Origin of the sequence: Synechococcus sp. CBW1107 (assembly GCF_015841355.1) — a bacterium.
In the GTDB taxonomy this organism is placed as follows: domain Bacteria; phylum Cyanobacteriota; class Cyanobacteriia; order PCC-6307; family Cyanobiaceae; genus Regnicoccus_A.
The window spans coordinates 1,046,969-1,066,658 of sequence record NZ_CP064908.1; the positions used below are offsets into that span (position 1 = coordinate 1,046,969).

Sequence of the window (19,690 nt, forward strand, 5' to 3'; positions counted from 1 at the left end):
AGGAGAGTCGGAGAGGAAGGAAGACAGGAGCTGGGGAGCTGGGACTGGGGCTCAGGAGGGACCTGAAAGTTGGACCCATGATGACCGGCGGGGGGCTCAGCCGCCGAAAAAGGCGGGGAAGGCGAGCTTGAGGCCAGCGGTGACCAGCAGATTGACCAGGGCTATCGGCAGCAAAAACTTCCAGCCCAGATCGAGGAGCTGGTCGATGCGCACGCGCGGAAGGGTCCACCGCAGCAGGATGGCGATGAACACCAGCAGATAGGCCTTCAGCACCGTCATGACGATGCCGACCGAGCCTGTGATCACCTGCACCAGCGGGGCATCCACCGGCTGGCCGAGGACTCCGGCCAGCCATTCCACAGGCAGGGGGAATCCCCAGCCGCCGAGATAGAGCACGGCCACCAGCAGGGCCGAGAGCACCAGGTTGATGTAGCTGCCCAGATAGAAGAGGGCGAACTTCATGCCGGCGTATTCCGTCTGGTAGCCGGCCACCAGTTCCTCCTCCGCCTCGGGGAGGTCGAAGGGGAGGCGCTCGCACTCCGCCAGGGCGCAGATCCAGAAGATCAGGAAGCCCACCGGCTGGCGCCAGATGTTCCAGCTGAGGATGCCGGCACCGTTCTGCTGGTTGACGATGTCAACGGTGCTGAGCGAATTGCTCATCATCACGACGGCCAGCACCGCCAGAGCCAGAGGGATCTCGTAGCTGATCGACTGGGCGGCGGCTCTCAGCCCACCCAGCAACGAATACTTGTTGTTGCTGGCGTAACCGCTCATCAGCAGACCGATCGGCTGGATGCTGCTGAGGGCGATCCAGAGGAACACGCCGATGCCCACATCGCTGATGAGCAGGTTCTGGCCGAAGGGAACCACCAGCCAGGAGAGGATCACCGGCACCAGCACCAGCACCGGACCGAGGGTGAAGAGCAGCCCGTCGGCGCGGTGAGGGATGACGTCTTCCTTGAACAGCAGTTTGAGGCCGTCGGCCATCGGCTGCAGCACACCGAGGGCACCGGCGTATTCAGGGCCGATCCGCTGCTGCACGGCGGCGGAGATCTTGCGTTCCAGCCAGACGTTGACCAGAACGCCGATGACGGCGGCCACCAGCACCAGCAGCATCGGCAGGGGAAGCCAGAGCAGATGGGCCGCGCCCTGGCTCAGGCCGAAGCCTTCCAGGGTGCTGGTGAAACTGGATTGAAGGTCAAGACCAGGACCGACCACCGCCAGAGAGGGCCAGCCGGTGGTCAGGGGAACTGGTGCCGGGTCGATCAACACCGTGACAACTCCGCAGCGCGCTGAGGTGAGGGCAACTTAAACGCCTGGCAGGGCATTGCGGGCATCCTGAGGCAACCAACTCCTGCGGCCCGGACCGGTATAGATCTGGGTGGGCCGGTAGATGCGGTTGGCTCCGAGCTGCTCCTTCCAGTGGGCCAGCCAGCCGGCCACCCTGGCGATCGCGAAGATCGGGGTGAACAGATCCCGGGGGATGCCGAGCTTGCGGTACACCAGGCCGGAATAGAAGTCGACGTTGGGGTAGATGCCCTTCGGTCCAAGCCGATCGGCGGCCACCTCCTCCACCCGCCGGGCCACGTCGTACATGGCGTCGTGACCGAAGCGATCGAAGAGCTGCTCGGCCAGGCCCTGGAGAATCACGGCCCGGGGGTCCTTGACCTTGTATTCACGGTGCCCGAAGCCCATGATCTTCTGCTTCTCGGCAATGGCCCGGTCCAGCCAGGCTTCCACCCGGTCCTCGCTGCCAATCTGCTCGAGCATGGCCAGCACGTCTTCGTTGGCACCGCCGTGGAGGGGGCCGGCCAGGGTGCCCACCGCCGAGGCCACCACGGCGTAGGGGTCGGTGAGGGTGCTGGCGGTGACCCGGGCACTGAAGGTGCTGGCGTTGAGACTGTGCTCGGCGTGCAGGATCAGGCAGGAATCGAAGATTCTGGCCGCCAGCGGATCAGGCTCCCGCTCGGTCAGCATGTAAAGGAAATTGGCCGAATAGGACAGATCGTCGCGGGGCTGGATCGGATCCTGACCCAGGCGGATCAGCTGGTAGGCGGCGACCATCGTGGGGATCTTGGCGATCAGGCGCACCACCGCCGCCTCGATGTAGGCGGGATCATCCAGGGCCCGGCGGGAATAGAACAGTCCCAGGGAGGCCGCGCTCGTCTGCAGCGCGTCCATGGGGTGCCCGTCGGCCGGGAAGCACTTCATCATGTCCCGGATGCGGAAGCTCACCCTCCGGTGCATCTGCACGTTCTGCTCGAACGCCCGCAGGTGCTCGACGGTGGGCAGCTCTCCCCAGATCAGCAGATGGGTGGTTTCGAGAAAGGTGCTGTGGGCCGCCAGTTCCTCGAGGGGATAGCCGCGGTAGGTGAGCAGGCCCCGGAGGCCATCGATGTCACAGATGGCCGACTGGGTCGCCGGCACACCCTCCAGTCCGGGACGGAAGACGGGCGCCGCTTCGGCCGCGACCCGGTTTGCATCCATCACCATCCGCATCGTCCCTGCTTCAGATCCGAAGCTAGGTCGAGGCTTCACCCCCTGCCGTAGCCCTGCTGACCAGCCCTCAGATGAGACAGGCGGGGCTGAGCAGCAGGCGCAGGCAGGCGCTGCCCGCCAGGGGGCGGTGGGCCAGGCTGCCCGGGGCAGGCAACTCGAGCAGGGCCACTCCGGACTTCTTCAGGCGCAGGGCTCCGCAGGGAGCGCCACAGAGGTGGGCGGCCAGGGCGCTGAGGTCGGGTTCATGGCCCACCAGTCCAAGGCGGCCACCTCCGGCCAGCGGGCCATCCGCTGCCAGCCATTGCTCCATCAGAGGCATCGGGTCGGCACCGGGGGCGAGTTCGGCGGCGATCGCCAGCGCAGCGCAGAGCCCCTCCTCCCTTGCGATCTGGGCCGTCTGAAGGGCCCGCACCAGTGGACTGCTCAGCAGCTGATCGCAGTGCAGCTCCAGGTCGAGCAGCCGCCGCACCACCGCGGCCGTCCGGCGGCGGCCCCGCTCCGTCAGGGGACGCTCGCCATCGGGCCGCACACCGGGGCCGGGTGCCTGGCGCTCCTCGGCGAGGCCATGGCGCAGCAACAGCAGGGTGACACCGGCCATGGTCAGCCCAGCTCCAGATGGGCCCGCAGGGCGAGCAGCGACGACGGTCCGAGCGGCGGCGGCGCATCCTCCAGCAGGGGAGGCTCGATCGCCACACTGAAGGCCAGGCCCTTCACGCCTCCCACCAGGGAATGGCCCACCAGGCCGGTGACCAGTTGCCAGGGGTGCCAGGGCACCAGAAGGTCCTGGGCGGGTTCGGCAGCCAGGGCAGCCTGCAGGGGAGCGCTGCGGGTCCCCAGAGTCTGCAGCTGCTCGACCCGCTCCTGGGGGGCCTGGCGGCCCTGCAGCTGATCGTCGAGGGCCGCCAGGCCCTCACCCCACCAGGTTGTGTCACCCTGATCGAAGCGGGCACCGGCCAGCGTGGCCTGCAACCGGTCCGGATCGCCCTTTCCGGGGCGAGCCTCCAGGCGGCTCCACACCTGAAGGGTCCGACCGGCCCGGCTCAGGGGCGCCGGGCTGTAGCCCTGCTCGATCAGGGCAGGACGGAGTTGCTCCGTGGTCAGGGCCGTGGTGGCCGTGGCGAGCATCCAGCCCTCCCGGCGGCTCAGGGCCAGCAGGGGACCATGGTCGGCGGCCGCCACCAGTGTCGGCAACGGTCCGTTCAGTTGAGCGAGGGTCTGCCGAAGCAGCGGCCCCACCAGGGAGTTCCAGAGGTCAGCGCTGGCCGGATCGCCCTGGTCCGCCAGCAGGGAGGCCGGATCCTGGAGCAGGGCCAGACTGGCCACCGGACCGCTCAATCCGGCGAGCAGATCGGGGAGCGGATCCAGCTGCAGCGGCGGCAGGTCCTGACGCACGGGCAGCAGTGCCTGGAGCTGAAGGCCCCGGCCGGCCGGCACCAGCGAAGCCACCAGGTCACCAAGCCCCTCGGCTCCGGTCAGGGTGGGGGGGAGATCGAGCCAGTCGCTGAAGGCCTGCGGGCGGGCGGTGAGCAGGGCCACTCCCCGCTCCAGTCGGCCGACCGCGGCCTGGAGCGAGTCCTGTCCCGCCTGGTTGAGTTCCTCGATCTGAGAGACATCGAGGGCCTGCTCCAGCACCCCACGGCCGGAGGCGATCAACACCAGCCGGTCGTCGATCAGGGCCGTGGCCATGGGCTGAGTGGTCTCACCCACCAGGGCTCCCCGCCCGCTGATCAGCCCCATGCCCCGGTAACTGCTGATCTGCAGAGCGGTGCCCGCCAGGCTGCGGGACTGCCAGAAACGCTGAAGGAAGCGGCGCGCGCCCTCGGGTTCGCGGCAGCCCAGGGCCAGCAGCCAGCCGCTGGGGCCGTCGCTCCCCTCCGGAGCGATCACCGCCAGGCTGGTTTCGGGGCCCAGCCAGCTGGCCAGCTCGCTGGAATAGTCGAGGCCGGCCGTGGCGTAGGCACCATCGCGCAGATTCAGCATCAGTCCGGCTGCCCCCCGGCGCTGGGGCGGGGGAGCCACGGCCCTGGCATAGGCCACCAGGTCGTCAGGTTCCACCAGGAGATGAAGACTGAGCAGGGCGGTGCGCGGCACGAAGCGGGCAGCCAGGGGCAGATGCAGCGGCTGCCGCTCCAGGCGGAGGGGACTCTGACGGAGCGCCAGCCACCAGAAGCCTCCCCCCAGGGAGAGCAGGAGCAGAGCTGCCGTCAGCACAGCCGCCAGGAAGGGGCGAGCCTTCATGCGCCGCACGCAGGGGTCCTGTCATCTTCAACCATGACCACGCCCGCTGGACTGTCAGCATGGATCCCATGACCACCCCGATTCCAAGGGCCATCCGTGCCAGTGCGCTCCAGCAACGGCTGCTCGCCGGCGAACCGCTGCTGCTGGTTGACGTGCGTGAACCGGCTGAACTCGAGATGGCGTCGCTGAACGAGCCGGTGCTGCATCTGCCGCTCAGCCGCTCAGCGGAGTGGGTGGAGCGTGTGGAAAGCCTGATCGGGCGCGACCGGACGGTGGTGGTGCTCTGCCATGCCGGAATCCGCAGCTGGCAGTTCGCCTGCTGGTTGATGGAGGCCCAGGGCTACGACGACGTGCTCAACCTGCAGGGTGGCATCGACGCCTGGAGCGTGGAGGTGGATTCCTCGGTGCCGCGCTACTGAGGGCCGCTCAGCGGCACCGGTTCCCATCCTGACCGCAACAGGCCGGCTGGAGAGGGGATTTCTTCTTTACCATCAGAGCCTCCCATCCCGCCAGCGCGCATGTGATCGCCCTGCCCCACCGCCAGCAGCAGGTGCTGCAGGCCACGGTGCATCACTACGTCGACACCATGGAGCCGGTGGGCAGCCGCACCCTGATCCGCCGCTTCGGTCTGCCCGCCAGCGCGGCCACCGTGCGCTCCACCATGGGAGCGCTTGAGCAACGGGGCCTGCTGCTGCAGCCCCACACCTCGGCCGGCCGCATCCCCAGCCAGCAGGGCTACCGCCTCTACGTGGATGCGCTGCTGCCGGCCCCCGGTGCCGGGGCGGTTCAGCTGCAGCGGGAAATGCTGGGCCTGAGCCTGCAGTGGGCGGCACTCGATGATCTGCTTCTGCATGTGGCCCGTCGCCTGGCCGATCTCACGGGTCTGATGAGTCTGATCACCCGTCCTCAGCGGGCCGAGTCCCGTCTGCAGGCGATCCGGCTGGTGCCCAATGGCGAGCGGCTGCTGGTGTTGCTGGTGGAGAACGCCCTGGTCGCCAGCAGCCTCAACCTGCGCCTGCCCCCCGGGGCCAGTCCGGAACTTCCAGCCCTGGAGAGGTGGCTGCAGACGGAACTGGACGGCCCTCCTGGGGGCCTCATCCGCTGGGAGAGCCTCCCCTCCCAGCTGCGCACCAGCGGCGGCGTGCTGCGCCAGGCCCTGCGCAGCCATCGTCAGGCCCGAAGCAGTGATGGCGACGGTGCCGTTGTCGTGGGCATGGGCGGGCTCCTGGCCCAGCCCGAATTCAGCCGCAGTGCCGATCTCAGGCCATTGCTGCAGCTGGTGGAGGAGGAGCCTCAGCGTCTTTTGCATCCGTCCAGGCAGCAGGATCCGGAGGGGATCTGGATCGGAGCGGAGCATCCCCACCCCGCCCTGCGCCACTGCGCCGTGGTGCGGGCCACCTACCGGAGCGGAGACGGCAGCGAAGGCCAGGTGGCCCTGCTGGGACCGATGCGGATGGCTTATGCCACGGCGATCTCAGCGGTGCGCTCAGTGGCCACTAGCCTGCAGCGTCTGCTCAGCTGAGGCCCGACGGAATGACCTATTGCGTGGGGTTCTGGTTGGAGGCCGGCCTGGTGATGGCCTCCGACTCCCGCACCAACGCCGGTGTCGACTACATCTCCTCCTACCGGAAACTGCACATCTTCGAGCCGGCTCCCGACCGGCTGTTCATGCTTCTGGCCGCCGGCAACCTGGCCACGACCCAGGCGGTGATCAATCACATCAAGCGCGACCTGAACCAGGCCAGGCGCGATGGATCGCCCATGGCGGGGCTGCCGCTGGTCGGTCAGGGGGGGTCCGGTGGGGCGTCCAGACAACACGATCTGCTCAGTGCCAGCTATCTTTTCGAAGTGGCCGCCTACATCGGCCGGCTGAGTGTGGAGGTGCAGAACGAGAACCACTCGGCGCTGCACCAGGTGGGTGCCAGCGGCGAGGCCAGTTTCATCCTCGGCGGCCAGATCGCCGGCCAGCCCCATGGCCTGTATCTGATCTACCCCCAGGGCAACGCGATCATGGCCACGCCCGAAACACCGTTCCTGCAGATCGGGGAGAGCAAGTACGGAAAGCCGCCGCTCGATTCGGTGGGACATTGCCGGATGTCGCTGGAAGACGCTGCCCGGCTCTGTCTGGTGTCGCAGGTGATCACCCGGCGCTCCAACCTCACCGTGGGACCCCCGTTCGAAGTGGCGATCTATCCGCGGGACAGCCTGGCGGTGGCGCACCACCAGAGACTGGAGCGGGGCGCAACCGAAATCGCCGAAATCAACCGGATCTGGATCGAGAGTCAGCGCCAGGCGATGCAACGGCTGCCCCGCTTTCCCTGGGAGCAGGAGCGGTCCGGAGTCCCCACCTGAGCGACCCCGCAACCTGGGTCACCCCCCGGCCAGCTGCTCCCCGAGCCGGTCGGCCACCGTGTTCACATCCTTGTCGCCGCGTCCGGAGAGGTTGATCACCAGCTCGGTGCCCGGCGCCAGGGTGGGGCAGAGCTGCTCCAGCCAGGCGAAGGCGTGGGCTGTTTCCAGAGCCGGAATGATGCCTTCCAGAAGGCTGACCCGCCGCAGGGCATCGAGCGCCTCCTGATCGGTGACGGCAGCGTATTCAGCCCGTCCCAGCTCCTGCAGGTAGCTGTGCTCCGGGCCCACTCCCGGATAGTCGAGGCCGGCGCTGATCGAGTGGGCTTCCTGCACCTGCCCCTGCTCGTCCTGGAGCAGCAGGCTCATGGCCCCATGCAACACCCCGACACGACCTTCGGTGATGGTGGCGGCATGGCGGCCCGTGGCCACGCCGTCGCCAGCCGCCTCCACGCCAATCAGGCGCACGGAGGTGTCGGTGACGAAGGGATGGAAGAGACCCATGGCGTTGGACCCGCCACCCACGCAGGCGAGGAGCACATCGGGCAGACGGCCGAAGGCTTCCTGGCACTGGACCCTGGTTTCCTCGCCGATCACGGCGTGAAAATCACGCACCAGCATCGGGTAGGGGTGGGGTCCGGCCACCGACCCCAGGATGTAGTGGGTGCTCTCCACGTTGGTCACCCAGTCGCGGATCGCCTCGCTGGTGGCGTCCTTGAGGGTGGCGGTGCCGGCGGTGACGGGCTGCACCGTGGCCCCCAGCAGGCGCATCCGGAACACGTTCAGGGCCTGGCGGCGCATGTCCTCGGCGCCCATGTAGATCACGCACTCCAGGCCGAAGCGGGCACAGACCGTGGCGGTGGCCACACCGTGCTGGCCGGCGCCGGTCTCGGCGATGATCCGTTTCTTGCCCATGCGCAGGGCGAGCAGGGCCTGACCGAGCGCATTGTTGATCTTGTGGGCGCCGGTGTGGTTGAGGTCCTCGCGCTTCAGCCAGATGCGCGGGCCGCCCTCGGGGCGCCGGTAATGGGCGCTGAGACGCTCCGCTTCGTAGAGCGGCGACGGGCGTCCCACGTAGGTCTTGAGCAGATGATTGAGCCTGCTGGTGAAGGCGGGATCGGCCCAGGCCTCAGCCGCCGCCTGCTCCAGCTCCGCCAGGGCCGGCATCAGGGTCTCGGGCACGTACTGGCCCCCGTAGCGCCCGAAGCGCCCGAGCGCATTGGGTCGGGCCCCCACCTCCAGGGCGGCGGAATCCGGGAGGGTCCCGGAATCCGGTGGGATCGGGGGAAGGGTGCTCGTCACCGGTGATCGATCGGGGAACCCCAGCCTAGGAAGCAGGCCGCGGCGGCACCGGGGGCGGTGGCAGGGTCCAGCTGTCGTCAGCGGAGGAGCGGGACGGCGGCCAGCCCAGGGGCTCATCGATGGCCAGCCCCGCCGCGGGATCGCGGCAGGGCGGCGCCTCCACCATCGAAAAGGTCAGGGAGCGGGCATCGGCTCCCGGCACAGGACGGCAGGAGGCCGGCGCCGGGCTTGGCACCAGATCGAGGCGGAGCATCTCGAAGCGGACGGGCGGCAGATCCATCGGCTCAGGGGTGCGCTGTGATGGAAGGCGTAGCGGCAACAGGGTCCATGGGCAAGGGAGGCTGGCAGGAATTCAGCGCCGCGGCGAGCACCGCCCGGCCGGCGGCTGCGGATGCAGCGGTTCCACCCCGGCCGCAGCAACGGGTGCGGGTGCAGCGCACCAAGGCGGGCAAGGGAGGGAAGACCGTGACAGTCATCACCGGCCTCGAGATCTGTGAGGCCGACTCCCGGGCCCTGCTCAAGCGGCTCAAGGCCACAGCCGGCAGCGGCGGCACCCTCAAGGACGGCGTGATCGAGCTGCAGGGGGATCAGGTGACCACCTGCCTGGAGACGCTCACGGCGGAAGGCTTCCGGCCCCGGCAGGCGGGTGGCTGATCAGCCGCTGGTCACTCCAAACCACCAGGGGGTGGGAAAGGTGAGACCATCACCCCATTGCTCTCCTCATCTTCACTCAGTCGATGACCAGTTCTCGCACCGACAGCAAAGCCACCAACATCGTCTGGCATGAGGCCTCGGTGAACCGCGACTCCCGCGCCAGCCAGCGCGGCCACCGCAGCGCGATCCTCTGGTTCACGGGACTCTCCGGTGCTGGCAAGAGCACCCTGGCCAACGCCGTGAACGTGGAGCTGTTCCGGCGGGGGCTGGCCACCTACCTGCTTGATGGCGACAACGTGCGCCATGGCCTCTGCAAGGACCTGGGGTTCTCCGATGCCGACCGGGAAGAGAACATCCGCCGCATCGGCGAGGTGGCCAAGCTCTTCCTCGACGCCGGCGTGATCACCCTCACAGCCTTCGTGTCGCCCTTCCGGGCCGACCGCGACCGGGCCAGGGCCCTGGTGGAGAGCGGCGATTTCATCGAGATCCACTGCGCCGCCGATCTGGCGGTCTGCGAGCAGCGGGATCCCAAGGGGCTGTACGCCAAGGCCCGTGCCGGCGTGATCAAGGAGTTCACCGGCATCTCCAGCCCCTACGAGGCCCCGGAGTCCCCTGAGCTGCTGGTCGACACCGGCGGCAGGCTGGAGGAGAACGTGGCCCAGGTGATCAGCTATCTGGAGCGTCAGGGGTTGATCGCGGAGGGCTGAGCAGTCGATCCATGGCCCCCTGCCTGAGGAGAAGTTCCGGCTCGGGCAGACCGAGGCGACGGGCCACCTCATCAAGGAACGCCTTGAGGCAACTGGCCACCGGCACCGCCAGCAGCAGGCCCAGCAGGTCGCCGAGGCCCAGCAGGCTGCCGATCCGGGCCCCGACCGGCAGGCTGAGCAGCAGCCAGGCCGGCTGCAATCCCACGATCTTGCCCATCAACCTGGGCTGGATCACCTGGTCGACCACCTGGCCCACGGCGATCGCCACGGCCAGCACCTCCAGGCCGGTGCTGGGATCCTCCAGCGCCAGCAACAGGCTGACCAGCACGATGGTGAAGGCACTGGCATAGGGGATCAGGGTGGTGAACCCGATCGCCACGGCGAACAGCACGCCATAGGGGATTCCCAGCAGGGTGAAGACCACGATCTGGGCTGCGCTCAGAATCAGCGCAAGGATCACCTGGCCGCCGAAGTACCCGCGGAAGGTGCGGTTCACGGTGCCCAGCGCCATCTCCCGCCAGCTGGCCGGCAACCAGCGAGCCAGGCCGAGGCTGATCGACTCGCCTCCCAGCAGCAGGAAGATGGCCAGAACGATTACGATCACGCTGTTGATCGTCAGGGTGAGGGTGGCGCCGAGCAGTCCGAGCAGCTTCTGACTCAGCTGGGAGGCGTACTGGGTGGAGCGCGTCAGCAGGGCACTGCTGAGGTCGCCGAAATCCGCCGGCAGACCATGCTCCACCGCCCAGGCCTGAGCCTGGGTGAGCAGGTTTTCCGCCTCCACAAACCAGCCCGGCAAGGCCGTGAGCAGATCCGCGAGCTGCTCCACCAGCAGGGGAATGATCCAGAGGGCCACCAGCACCAGCACCAGCAGGCCCACTCCCAGCACCAGGGCAAGGGCCAGGGGCCGGGGCAGGCCTCGGCCCGTCAGCCAGCGGCTGGGAAGATCGAGCAGGAAGGCAATCAGCGCCGCGGTGAGGAACAGTGCCGGGAAGGGTGCAAGCGGCAGCAACAGCTGACGCAGCACCCAGAAATTGAGCACCAGCAGGGGCAAGGCCAGGCCCAGCCTCTGCCAGGCGGTGAAGGGGGCCGGGCGGATCATGACGAGGGATCCGCTGTCGCCGGGTCCGGCGCATCTGAGGGCAGGGGCTTCACCTTCCGGCGGAACACCTCAAGACCCGAGGGGGGCACGGCCACCTCGATCAGCTGAAGCCGTCCGGGAATCAGCTGCTCGAACCGCCCGCCCGGCACATCGCCCGGCTGCACCGAGAGCCCGCGGTCGATCATCACCACCCGTCGCAGAGGCGGGCGCACCTCGATGCTCTCGTCCCGTTGGTCGAGCACCAGATCGGCCTCACCATGGTCATACGCGGGGAGATGCACCGAGGGAAGGCGGTAGGCCCGGCGGTCGGAGCGGCCGGCCACCACCACAAGGGTGGTCGCCGGATCGAAGCGCTTCACCGCTCGGATCGCCAGTCCCCACTCGTGATCGTAGGAGCGCAGATTTTCGAGGAAGCGATCACCGGGCACCAGCAGGAACAGGGCGCATTGCAACGTGAGAACCAGCAGCAGGGGACGGGGCCAGCTCAGAGCACCGTCCCCGTCGGCCCGCTCCGCCAGGCGCGCGGCCAGCAGCAGCAGCACGGCCGGGAGAATGGTGGTGGCATGCCCCATGCGGGTGAAATGCACCATCAGCAGGTAGAGCGCCGAGGGGGTCACCCAGAGGGCCATGAACCAGCGCCGCCAGAGCCGCACCTGCCGGGGTGGCGGCCCAGCGGCCTGGGCGGCCGGGCCTGCCCAGCTGGTGCCCAGAGCCAGGCCCAGACCAGCCGGAGCCGTGAGCGCCACCGTGCGGATCAGCAACCAGCCGTTGCCGAGCACTCCTCGGTCGGAAGCCTGCTGGGCATGGTCGCCTTTCCAGGCCATCAGCTGCGACCAGAATGGTCCCGGGCCGCCCGCCTCGTCCAGAAAGGCCAGGCCCCACCACACCAGCACCCCGAGGCCGAGGGCCACGGCCACCAGCAGCCGCCAGGGCCGCAGGCCCCGGCGGCAGCCCCTGAGGCAGCACACCAGCACCAGGGGGAACAGAAACAGCGGGGTGTTCGGCCGGATGCCGCCGGCGGTGGCCATCAGAAGCGCCAGGGGGGGCAGGAAGCGCGGATCCCCCTCGGCCACGAACCAGGCACAGCAGGCGATCGCCATGACCCAGCCCAGCTCGGTGCCGTAGCTGAGAGGCTGGCTGGAGTAAAACCAGAGCAGGGGACTGCTGAACAGCAGCACCACCATCCACCAGGCGGCCCGTTGGCCCCCCCAGCGCCGGGCCAGGATCCAGCCGAAGGGCAGAGCCGCGGCCGACACCAGGACGTTCACCAGCTCCAGGGCCGCCACCCCGTTGCCTCCGGTGAGTGGCAGACTCAGGCGTCCGAGGTTGATCAGCCACCAGAAGCAGCCGGGCAGGTGTGGCTGGTGGCGGTCGAGGTCGAAGTCGGTGAGAGCCAGCACGAAATTGCCGGCATCCCAGGCCTGCACAAGCTCCGTGCGGGTGAGCCAGCGGCTGAGAGCTCCAGCGCAGAACAGCAGAAGCCACCAGATCCAGGCGGCCGCCGGTGGCCGTCGGGCCGCCCCAGAGCCTGTTGCCGAGCTCGACACTTGCATCACTCAGCCCTCCATGGCAGCCAGATAGGCCGTGCTCCCGAGATCCTGCAGGCGGGCGTCCTTGGCACAGACCTGATCATGGAGCTGCAGACGATGCTGCCTGAGCTGCTCGGCCAGGGCCGGATCGGCTGTGGCCAGGATCTGGACCGCCAGCAGACCGGCATTGGTGCCATTACCGATGGCCACGGTGGCCACGGGGATCCCGGCCGGCATCTGAACGATCGAATGGAGCGAATCCACCCCCGAGAGAGCCCTGCTCAGCACCGGCACACCGATCACCGGCAGGGTGGTGAGCGCCGCCACCATTCCCGGCAGGTGGGCGGCGCCGCCGGCCCCCGCCACGATCACCTTGAGGCCCCGGCCGGCGGCGGCTTCCGCGAAGTGCACCATCTCCCGTGGGGTGCGATGGGCCGAGAGCACCCGCACCTCCACGACCACGCCGAAGTTCTCGAGCACCTTCACCGCCGGCTGCATCGTCGGCAGGTCGGAATCGCTGCCCATCACCACGGCCACCAGCGGCACAGCCCCTGAGCCGGGCCCCGACGGGTTGGCGGCCTCAGCGGAAACGGGTTCGAGGGTCAAGGCAGGGGCCATGCGGCGAGGATGGCATTCTCCCCGCCCGTTCGCCCCGGAGCCGATGACCGTGCGCTGGATCAGCAACGTCCGTCTGCCCGAGGCGTCGACGGGCCGCCATGGTTCCGAGCGGCACTGGCGCCTCGGGGTGGACAGCCGGGGTCTGATCGTCCGGGTGGTGCCAGTCGAGGCCGGCAGCTGTGCCGCCGGCCTCGACTGGGCCGGCGACTGGATCAGCCCGACGGGAGTGGATCTGCAGATCAACGGAGGCCTGGGCCTGGCCTTCCCCGAGCTGGAGCCGGCCGACCTGCCGCGGCTGCTGGAGCTGCTGGAGCTGCTCTGGGCCGATGGGGTGGAGGCGATCTGTCCGACCCTGGTGACCTGCGCCGTGCCTCCCCTGCGCCAGGCGCTGGCCGTGCTGCGACAGGCCCGCCTCCAGCACCGGCCCGGGCGCTGTCAGCTGCTGGGCGCCCATCTGGAGGGTCCCTTCCTGGCAGCGGTGCGACGCGGCGCCCACCCCGAGGCCCACCTGGCGGTCCCCAGCCTTGAGGCCCTGCAGGAGCGGATCAGCGGCTATGAGCAGGAGATCGCCCTGGTGACTCTGGCTCCCGAACTCGAGGGGGCCGATGCCGTGATCGCCGCCCTCCGTCAGCACGGCATCGTGGTGAGCCTCGGCCACAGCGCGGCCACGGAGGCAGAAGCCGGGCGGGCGTTCGCGGCGGGGGTGGGCATGCTCACCCATGTCTTCAATGCCATGCCCGACCTGCACCGCCGAGCCCCCGGTCCGGTGGCGGCGGCGCTGCTGCGCGGCAATGTGGCTCTCGGCCTGATCGCCGATGGGGTGCATGTGGCCCCCTCGATGGCGGTTCTGCTGCAGCGGCTGGCCCCTGAGCAGGTGCTGCTGGTGAGCGACGCGCTCGGACCGTATGGCCTGACTGAGGGGCGCCACCGCTGGGATGAACGGGTGCTGCTGGTGGAAGACGGCAGCTGCCGGCTGGAGGACGGCACCCTGGCGGGCGTGACCCTGCCCCTGCTGGAGGGGGTGACGCGCCTGGCCCGCTGGAGCGGTGAACCGGGCCGCGCAATCGCCGCCGCCACCCTCGTGCCCCGGCGTGTGCTGGGGGAGCGGCGGACGCTTCCCCAGCTGTTGCTTGGACGGCCCCTGAACGAAACCCTGCGCTGGCGGGCAGGAGCGGACGGGGAGGTGCGCTGGCAGCGCGGGTCCGAAGCGGCTCCTTAAGATCCGGCAACTCCTGCCAGCGCAGCCATGGCCACCTCTCCAGCGCCGGACGTCGGCGCCAAGCTGGCCGAGAAGGCCGAAGTGCGCGACTACTTCAACAGCACGGGCTTCGAGCGCTGGAAGCGGATCTACAGCGACAGCGACGACGTCAACAAGGTGCAGCGCAACATCCGCCTGGGGCATCAGAAAACGGTGGATCAGGTTCTCGAGTGGCTGCAGGAGGAGGGCGATCTGGCCCAGCGCAGCTTCTGTGATGCCGGCTGCGGCGTCGGCAGCCTCAGCCTGCCCCTGGCCCGACTCGGGGCAGGCAGCATCGCCGCCAGTGACCTCTCCGAAGCCATGGTGGAGGAGGCCCGTCGTCGTCTGGAAGGCAGCCGGCTCCCCGCTGAGCAGGTGCAGTTCAGCGCCTCGGACCTGGAGAGCCTCCAGGGCAGGTACGACACGGTGATCTGCCTGGACGTGTTCATCCACTACCCCCAGGCCGCGGCCGAGGAGATGGTGCGTCACCTCGGCGGGCTGGCCGAACGGCGGCTGATCGTGAGTTTTGCCCCCTACACCCCCCTGCTGGCCCTGCTCAAATCGATCGGGCAGCTCTTCCCTGGGCCGAGCAAGACCACCCGTGCCTACACCCTGCGGGAGGACGGCATCGTTGCCGCCGCCTCCGAGGCCGGCTTCCAGCCCAGGCGCCGCAGCCTCAACCAGGCTCCATTCTATTTCTCACGCCTGATCGAATTCGAGCGCGGCTGAGTCGTCAGCCACGCCCGGGAGGCCTCCACCGACCGAGTCCGGTCAGGTGGCCATAGCCAGTTTCTCGCGCTCCAGCAGGCCCACCGTGGCCACCTCGCTGGGGGGAACAAGAACCTTGAAGCGTGAGCGCCACTGCGGCCAGTTCGCCAGGATCTCGGCCGCCCGGCGGCTGCCGGTGACTTCGAGGTGGGCCTCCAGCAGAGGTTTGATCAGTTGCTCCTGCTCGGGGGTCTCCAGCGGATGGACCGAGACGATCTCGGGATTGAGGAGCCCTCCCAGCGCGTCCTCCTCGTCCAGGAGGAAGGCCACACCCCCTGTCATGCCCGCAGCCACGTTGCGTCCCGTGCTGCCCAGGACAACGACCACCCCACCGGTCATGTATTCGCAGCAGTGGTCTCCGCAACCTTCGACCACGGTGCGCGCGCCGCTGTTGCGAACGGCGAAGCGTTCCCCGGCCCGCCCGAGGGCGAACAGCTCGCCCCCGGTGGCGCCATAGAGGCAGGTATTGCCCAGGATGACCTGGTTGCCGGGATCACGGGTTGCGGCCGAAGGCACAACCGTGATGCGGCCGCCGTTGATGCCCTTGCCGACGTAGTCGTTGGCATCCCCCTCGAGGCGCAGGTTCATGCCCTGCAGGGTGAAAGCGCCGAAACTCTGGCCGGCGGCACCCTCGAAGCAGAAATCCAGCAGGCCCTCGAACCCCTTGTTGCCGTGGCGGGCAGCCAGCTCTCCAGCCAGGCGGGCCCCGACACTGCGATCGGTGTTCACAATCGTCAGGCGACGGGCCACGTGCCCGTGCTGCTCGATGGCCGCGAGCACCTCGGGATCAGCCAGAAGCTGATCCTCGAGGATCACTCCATTGCCGTGGGCGTGGCTGTCATGGCGCAACCAGCTGCGGTCGTCGGAACCGGGCAGCGGGGCCAGAAGACAGGTGAGATCGAGGGCGCTGGTCTTGGCCAGAGCCACCTGCCGGGGATGCAGCAGCTCCACCCGGCCGATCAGGTCGTCCAGACGGGCCACGCCGAGCACGCTCAGCAACTGGCGCACTTCCTCAGCCACGTAGAGGAAGAAATTGACCACGTGCTCCGGCAGGCCGGTGAAGCGCTTGCGCAGGGCCTCCTTCTGGGTGGCCACCCCTACCGGGCAATTGTTGGTGTGGCAGACACGGGCCATGATGCAGCCCTCGGCGATCATGGCCACCGAACCGAATCCGTATTCCTCGGCGCCGAGCAGGGCCGCCATCACGACGTCCCAGCCGGTCTTGAGCCCACCGTCGGCCCGCAGCAGCACCCGGTTGCGCAGTCCGTTCGCGAGGAGGCTGCGGTGCACTTCCGAGAGCCCCAGCTCCCAGGGGCTGCCCGCGTGCTTGATCGAGCTCAGGGGCGACGCTCCCGTGCCGCCGTCATGGCCGGAGATCTGAATCACATCGGCATTGGCCTTGGCCACGCCGGCGGCGATCGTGCCGATGCCGATCTCGGCCACCAGCTTCACCGACACCTTGGCGGTCGGATGGACCTGGTGCAGATCGTGGATCAGCTGGGCCAGATCCTCGATGGAATAGATGTCGTGGTGGGGCGGCGGGGAGATCAGCGCCACACCGGGCTTGCTGTTGCGCAGCCAGCCGATGTAGGCATCGACCTTGGGACCGGGCAGCTGGCCCCCTTCACCGGGCTTGGCCCCCTGGGCCACCTTGATCTCGAGTTGCTGCCCACTGCGCAGGTACTCCGGAGTGACGCCGAAACGCCCCGAGGCCACCTGCTTGATGGCCGAGCAGGCACTGTCACCGGGCACGAGGCCCCGAAGCGTGGGCAGGGTGGCGGAGCGGCCCTCCTCGTCGACATCGGTGAGCGGGTGGTAGCGAGCCGGATCCTCTCCTCCCTCCCCACTGTTGCTCTTGCCGCCGATCCGGTTCATGGCCACCGCCAGCACCTCGTGGGCCTCACGGGACAGGGCCCCAAGGCTCATGCCACCGGTGCAGAACCGGCTGCAGATGCTCTCCACGCTCTCCACCTGCTCGATCGGCAGGGGGGTGGGGGAGGGGCGCAGCTCCAGCAGGTCGCGCAGGCCTGTGACCGGACGGTTCTCCAGCAGGGTGCGGTAGGTGGCGAAATGGTCGTAGCCGGGACCGGCGGCCACCGCCGCATGCAGGGCCTTGGCCATCTCCGGGCTGTTGAGGTGGAACTCACCACCGGAGCGGTACTGCACGAAGCCCATGAACTCGAGCTTGGTGCGGTTGAGCTCGGGGAAGGCCTTGGCGTGGAACGCCAGGGTTTCGTTGGCGAGATCACGCAGGCTGAGGCCTGCCACCCGGCTGGTGGTGCCGCGGAAGGCCAGGTCGATCAGATCGGCGCCGATGCCGATGGCCTCGAAGATCTGGGCGCCGTGGTAGCTGGCGAGCAGCGAGATGCCGATCTTGGAGAGGATCTTGCGCAGGCCGGCCTCCAGGGCCTTGCGCACGTTGGCCTGGGCCTTGGCGGCATCGATCGCCGGCAGCTTGCCGCGCTCCATCAGGGAGCGGGTCTTGGGGTGGTCCAGCCAGTGGCGGGTGGTCTCCCAGGTGAGCCAGGGGCAGACGGCGCTGGCGCCGAAACCGATCAGGCAGGCCAGGTGGTGGGTGCTCCAGCACTGGGCCGTGTCGATCACCAGGGAGCAGTGCAGGCGCACCCCCAGCCTGAGCAGATGCTGGTGGACAGCGCCTACGGCCAGCAGCGCCGGGATGAAGGTGGTGGTGGCGCTCAGTCCCTCGGCGGCCCGATCGGAGAGCACCAGGATCTGGCTGCCGTTTTGCACCGCCTGCTCCGCCGCCTGACAGAGACGCTGCACAGCGGCCTCCAGGCCAGCTGGCCCCTGATCCAGCCCATAGAGGGTGGTGAGGGTGGTGGTGGCCAGGCCCTGGTGGGGCAGGGCCTCCAGGTCGGATTCGTTGAGAACAGGCGTGGCCAGGTGGAGCACCGAGGCGGCCGAGGGCTCCGGCCGCAGGGCCGATCCTCGCCGCCCCAGGTGCATCTCCAGGCTCATCACCAGCTCCTCGCGGAGCGGATCGATCGGAGGATTGGTGACCTGGGCGAAGCGCTGCTTGAAGTAGTCGTAGAGAAGGTGGGGCTTGCCCGAGAGCACCGCCAGGGGGATGTCGTCGCCCATGCAGTAGGTGGGTTCCTTGCCCTGGCCGGCCATCTCCTCGATCACCAGATCCAGATCCTCGGCGGTGAAGCCGAAGGCGGTCTGATGGCGGAGGAGGTCGAGGTCGCCGAGCTGATGCTCCGTGCGCCAGGGCTGGGGCTCGAGCGAGCGACGATGTTCCTGCAGCCAGGCGGCATAGGGATAGCGGGAGGCCGCTTCCTCCTTCACCTGCCAGTTCTGCAGCAGCCGGCCCTGCTCGAGGTCCACCGCCAGCATCTGGCCGGGACCGAGGCGGCCCTTCTCGACGATGCGGCTTTCGTCGATCTCCACCACCCCGGTTTCCGACCCCATCACCACGAGGCCATCGCTGGTGATGCAATAGCGGGCGGGGCGCAGTCCGTTGCGATCAAGGGTCGCGCCCACACTGCGGCCGTCGCTGAACACCAGCAGGGCCGGACCGTCCCAGGGCTCCTGCAGACAGGCGGAATACTCGTAGAAGGCCCGGACATCCGGGCGGGACTCCAGCTCGGGCTGCTGGCGGAACGCTTCCGGCACCAGGGTCAGCAGGCTGTCGGTGATCGGTCGGCCACTGCGAACCATCAGCTCGAGCATGGCGTCGAGATTGGCCGAATCACTGAAGGCGGCATTGACCACGGGCTTGAGGTCGGAGGCTGCCTCACCCCAGACCGCATCGAGATGGGACTCGGCCGCCTGGGCCCAGTTGATGTTCCCCAGCAGGGTGTTGATCTCCCCGTTGTGACCCAGGATCCGCATCGGCTGGGCCAGGGGCCATCGCGGCAGGGTGTTGGTGCTGAAACGGCGGTGATAGACCGCGAAACTCACCGCGAAACGCCGATCACGCAGATCGGCATAGAAGGCCGACAGCACCTCGGAGCGCACCATGCCCTTATACACAAGGGTCCGGCCGCTGAAGGAGGCGAAGTAGAGGTCGTTGGGATCACCGCCCGGAGCGGCCCGCACCAGATCGACGGCCCGGCGCCGGCAGCGGAACAGCTGGGATTCGAGCGCATCGCCCGGCTCGGGGCCTTCCACCAGCCACTGCTCGATGCGTGGGGCGGTCTGAAGCGCAAGGGGTCCGAGAACCGAGGGATCCACGGGCACCTCACGCCAGCCCAGGCTGCGCAGACCCACCAGGGAGGCCGCCTGCTCACACAGGCGCTTGTACTCCTGGCGTTTCGGCTCCGCGACCGGCAGGAAGACCATCCCCAGGCCCCGGCGACCTTCCGCCGCCTGGGCGGATTCAGGCCAGACCTCCCCCAGGTAGCTCCAGGGAATGCCGCAGAGCACCCCGGCGCCGTCGCCGGAATCGCCGTCGCCGCCGCAGCCGCCGCGGTGCTCCATGCAGCCCAGGCCGCGCAGGGCCTGCTCCAGCAGCCAGTGACTGGGCTCACCGCTCAGCTGGGCCAGAAAGCCAACCCCGCAGGCATCCTTCTCACCCGCGACCTCCGTGGGCGCCGGACTGTCGCAATGGGGCCAAGCAGAGCGGCGATGAAGAGGCATAGCCCGGCAAAAACCTGTCGGTAGACCGCAGAAGCCTCGAACAAGGCGACTTCCGCGCGGAAAGGGATTTTGATCCTAGAGACGTGGG

At 68.7% G+C, this 19,690-nt stretch carries 17 protein-coding genes; 7 read left to right on the forward strand and 10 right to left on the reverse strand.

The window, feature by feature from the left end; genetic code table 11:
- Positions 1-96 precede the first annotated feature (96 nt).
- The 4 genes from nuoH to I1E95_RS05630 form a co-directional block, all read right to left on the reverse strand.
- Complete coding sequence (gene nuoH, locus I1E95_RS05615) at positions 97-1,218, reverse strand: NADH-quinone oxidoreductase subunit NuoH (protein WP_197167154.1); 1,122 nt, start codon at positions 1,216-1,218, stop codon at positions 97-99.
- Positions 1,219-1,308: 90 nt separating this feature from the next.
- Positions 1,309-2,499 carry a citrate synthase gene (locus tag I1E95_RS05620; protein ID WP_197166187.1) on the reverse strand — a complete coding sequence of 397 codons (1,191 nt, stop codon included), beginning with the start codon at positions 2,497-2,499 and terminating at the stop codon, positions 1,309-1,311.
- Between the two features lie 67 nt (positions 2,500-2,566).
- Positions 2,567-3,097: a histidine phosphatase family protein gene (locus tag I1E95_RS05625; RefSeq protein WP_197166188.1), complete on the reverse strand. Its 531-nt coding sequence runs from the start codon at positions 3,095-3,097 to the stop codon at positions 2,567-2,569.
- A 2-nt stretch (positions 3,098-3,099) separates the two neighbouring features.
- Entirely contained in the window at positions 3,100-4,737 is a 1,638-nt protein-coding gene (locus tag I1E95_RS05630; protein ID WP_197166190.1) for a DUF3352 domain-containing protein, read from the reverse strand.
- Between the two features lie 68 nt (positions 4,738-4,805).
- Here I1E95_RS05630 and I1E95_RS05635 point away from each other — a divergent pair, with 68 nt between their 5' ends.
- From I1E95_RS05635 to I1E95_RS05645, 3 genes are all read left to right on the forward strand, one after another.
- Entirely contained in the window at positions 4,806-5,156 is a 351-nt protein-coding gene (locus tag I1E95_RS05635; RefSeq protein ID WP_231594886.1) for a rhodanese-like domain-containing protein, read from the forward strand.
- Positions 5,157-5,257: 101 nt separating this feature from the next.
- Positions 5,258-6,259: a heat-inducible transcriptional repressor HrcA gene (locus tag I1E95_RS05640; protein ID WP_197166193.1), complete on the forward strand. Its 1,002-nt coding sequence runs from the start codon at positions 5,258-5,260 to the stop codon at positions 6,257-6,259.
- Positions 6,260-6,282: 23 nt separating this feature from the next.
- Positions 6,283-7,089 (forward strand): 20S proteasome subunit A/B, encoded by an 807-nt coding sequence (locus tag I1E95_RS05645; protein ID WP_231594887.1) that lies wholly within the window; start codon positions 6,283-6,285, stop codon positions 7,087-7,089.
- 18 nt (positions 7,090-7,107) lie between these two features.
- On the opposite strand, the gene trpB is transcribed toward I1E95_RS05645, so the two are convergent.
- Together trpB and I1E95_RS05655 are read right to left on the reverse strand one after the other, a co-directional pair.
- Positions 7,108-8,388: a tryptophan synthase subunit beta gene (gene trpB, locus I1E95_RS05650; protein WP_197166195.1), complete on the reverse strand. Its 1,281-nt coding sequence runs from the start codon at positions 8,386-8,388 to the stop codon at positions 7,108-7,110.
- Between the two features lie 25 nt (positions 8,389-8,413).
- The gene (locus tag I1E95_RS05655; RefSeq protein ID WP_197166196.1) at positions 8,414-8,668 is read right to left on the reverse strand and encodes a hypothetical protein; all 255 of its coding nucleotides are present in this window, start codon (positions 8,666-8,668) and stop codon (positions 8,414-8,416) included.
- 47 nt (positions 8,669-8,715) lie between these two features.
- Between I1E95_RS05655 and I1E95_RS05660 the strand changes: the two genes are divergently transcribed.
- Positions 8,716-9,042: a translation initiation factor gene (locus tag I1E95_RS05660; RefSeq protein ID WP_197166197.1), complete on the forward strand. Its 327-nt coding sequence runs from the start codon at positions 8,716-8,718 to the stop codon at positions 9,040-9,042.
- 83 nt (positions 9,043-9,125) lie between these two features.
- Complete coding sequence (cysC, locus tag I1E95_RS05665) at positions 9,126-9,749, forward strand: adenylyl-sulfate kinase (protein WP_197166198.1); 624 nt, start codon at positions 9,126-9,128, stop codon at positions 9,747-9,749.
- Here cysC and I1E95_RS05670 read toward each other — a convergent pair.
- From I1E95_RS05670 to purE, 3 genes are read right to left on the reverse strand one after another with little or no spacing between them, the layout of a single operon-like run.
- Entirely contained in the window at positions 9,709-10,848 is a 1,140-nt protein-coding gene (locus I1E95_RS05670) for an AI-2E family transporter (RefSeq protein WP_197166199.1), read from the reverse strand. The two genes, cysC and I1E95_RS05670, sit on opposite strands and share 41 nt — an antisense overlap.
- Positions 10,845-12,401, reverse strand: coding sequence for a glycosyltransferase family 39 protein (locus I1E95_RS05675; RefSeq protein WP_197166200.1), 1,557 nt, complete (start codon positions 12,399-12,401; stop codon positions 10,845-10,847). Before I1E95_RS05675 ends, I1E95_RS05670 begins: the two co-directional genes overlap by 4 nt.
- Positions 12,402-12,404: 3 nt before the next feature.
- On the reverse strand, positions 12,405-12,902 hold the full coding sequence (gene purE, locus I1E95_RS05680) for a 5-(carboxyamino)imidazole ribonucleotide mutase (protein WP_197167155.1): 498 nt from the start codon (positions 12,900-12,902) through the stop codon (positions 12,405-12,407).
- 136 nt (positions 12,903-13,038) lie between these two features.
- Here purE and I1E95_RS05685 point away from each other — a divergent pair, with 136 nt between their 5' ends.
- Positions 13,039-14,214, forward strand: coding sequence for an N-acetylglucosamine-6-phosphate deacetylase (locus I1E95_RS05685; RefSeq protein WP_197166202.1), 1,176 nt, complete (start codon positions 13,039-13,041; stop codon positions 14,212-14,214).
- Positions 14,215-14,241: 27 nt separating this feature from the next.
- Positions 14,242-14,961 (forward strand): magnesium protoporphyrin IX methyltransferase, encoded by a 720-nt coding sequence (gene bchM, locus I1E95_RS05690; RefSeq protein ID WP_197166203.1) that lies wholly within the window; start codon positions 14,242-14,244, stop codon positions 14,959-14,961.
- A gap of 42 nt (positions 14,962-15,003) precedes the next feature.
- Here the strand turns inward: bchM and gltB are convergent, their stop codons facing one another.
- Positions 15,004-19,602, reverse strand: a complete 4,599-nt coding sequence (gene gltB / locus I1E95_RS05695; RefSeq protein ID WP_197166205.1) for a glutamate synthase large subunit — start codon at positions 19,600-19,602, stop codon at positions 15,004-15,006.
- Between the last annotated feature and the right edge of the window lie 88 nt (positions 19,603-19,690).

Coding starts and splice junctions, on each gene's coding strand:
- I1E95_RS05685 (WP_197166202.1), top strand. CDS start 13,039: ATGACCGTGCGCTGGATCAGCAACGTCCGTCTGCCCGAGGCGTCGACG.
- I1E95_RS05675 (WP_197166200.1), bottom strand. CDS start 12,401: ATGCAAGTGTCGAGCTCGGCAACAGGCTCTGGGGCGGCCCGACGGCCA.
- cysC (WP_197166198.1), top strand. CDS start 9,126: ATGACCAGTTCTCGCACCGACAGCAAAGCCACCAACATCGTCTGGCAT.
- gltB (WP_197166205.1), bottom strand. CDS start 19,602: ATGCCTCTTCATCGCCGCTCTGCTTGGCCCCATTGCGACAGTCCGGCG.
- I1E95_RS05670 (WP_197166199.1), bottom strand. CDS start 10,848: ATGATCCGCCCGGCCCCCTTCACCGCCTGGCAGAGGCTGGGCCTGGCC.
- I1E95_RS05660 (WP_197166197.1), top strand. CDS start 8,716: ATGGGCAAGGGAGGCTGGCAGGAATTCAGCGCCGCGGCGAGCACCGCC.
- purE (WP_197167155.1), bottom strand. CDS start 12,902: ATGGGCAGCGATTCCGACCTGCCGACGATGCAGCCGGCGGTGAAGGTG.
- I1E95_RS05635 (WP_231594886.1), top strand. CDS start 4,806: ATGACCACCCCGATTCCAAGGGCCATCCGTGCCAGTGCGCTCCAGCAA.
- I1E95_RS05630 (WP_197166190.1), bottom strand. CDS start 4,737: ATGAAGGCTCGCCCCTTCCTGGCGGCTGTGCTGACGGCAGCTCTGCTC.
- I1E95_RS05620 (WP_197166187.1), bottom strand. CDS start 2,499: ATGCGGATGGTGATGGATGCAAACCGGGTCGCGGCCGAAGCGGCGCCC.
- I1E95_RS05625 (WP_197166188.1), bottom strand. CDS start 3,097: ATGGCCGGTGTCACCCTGCTGTTGCTGCGCCATGGCCTCGCCGAGGAG.
- I1E95_RS05655 (WP_197166196.1), bottom strand. CDS start 8,668: ATGGATCTGCCGCCCGTCCGCTTCGAGATGCTCCGCCTCGATCTGGTG.
- bchM (WP_197166203.1), top strand. CDS start 14,242: ATGGCCACCTCTCCAGCGCCGGACGTCGGCGCCAAGCTGGCCGAGAAG.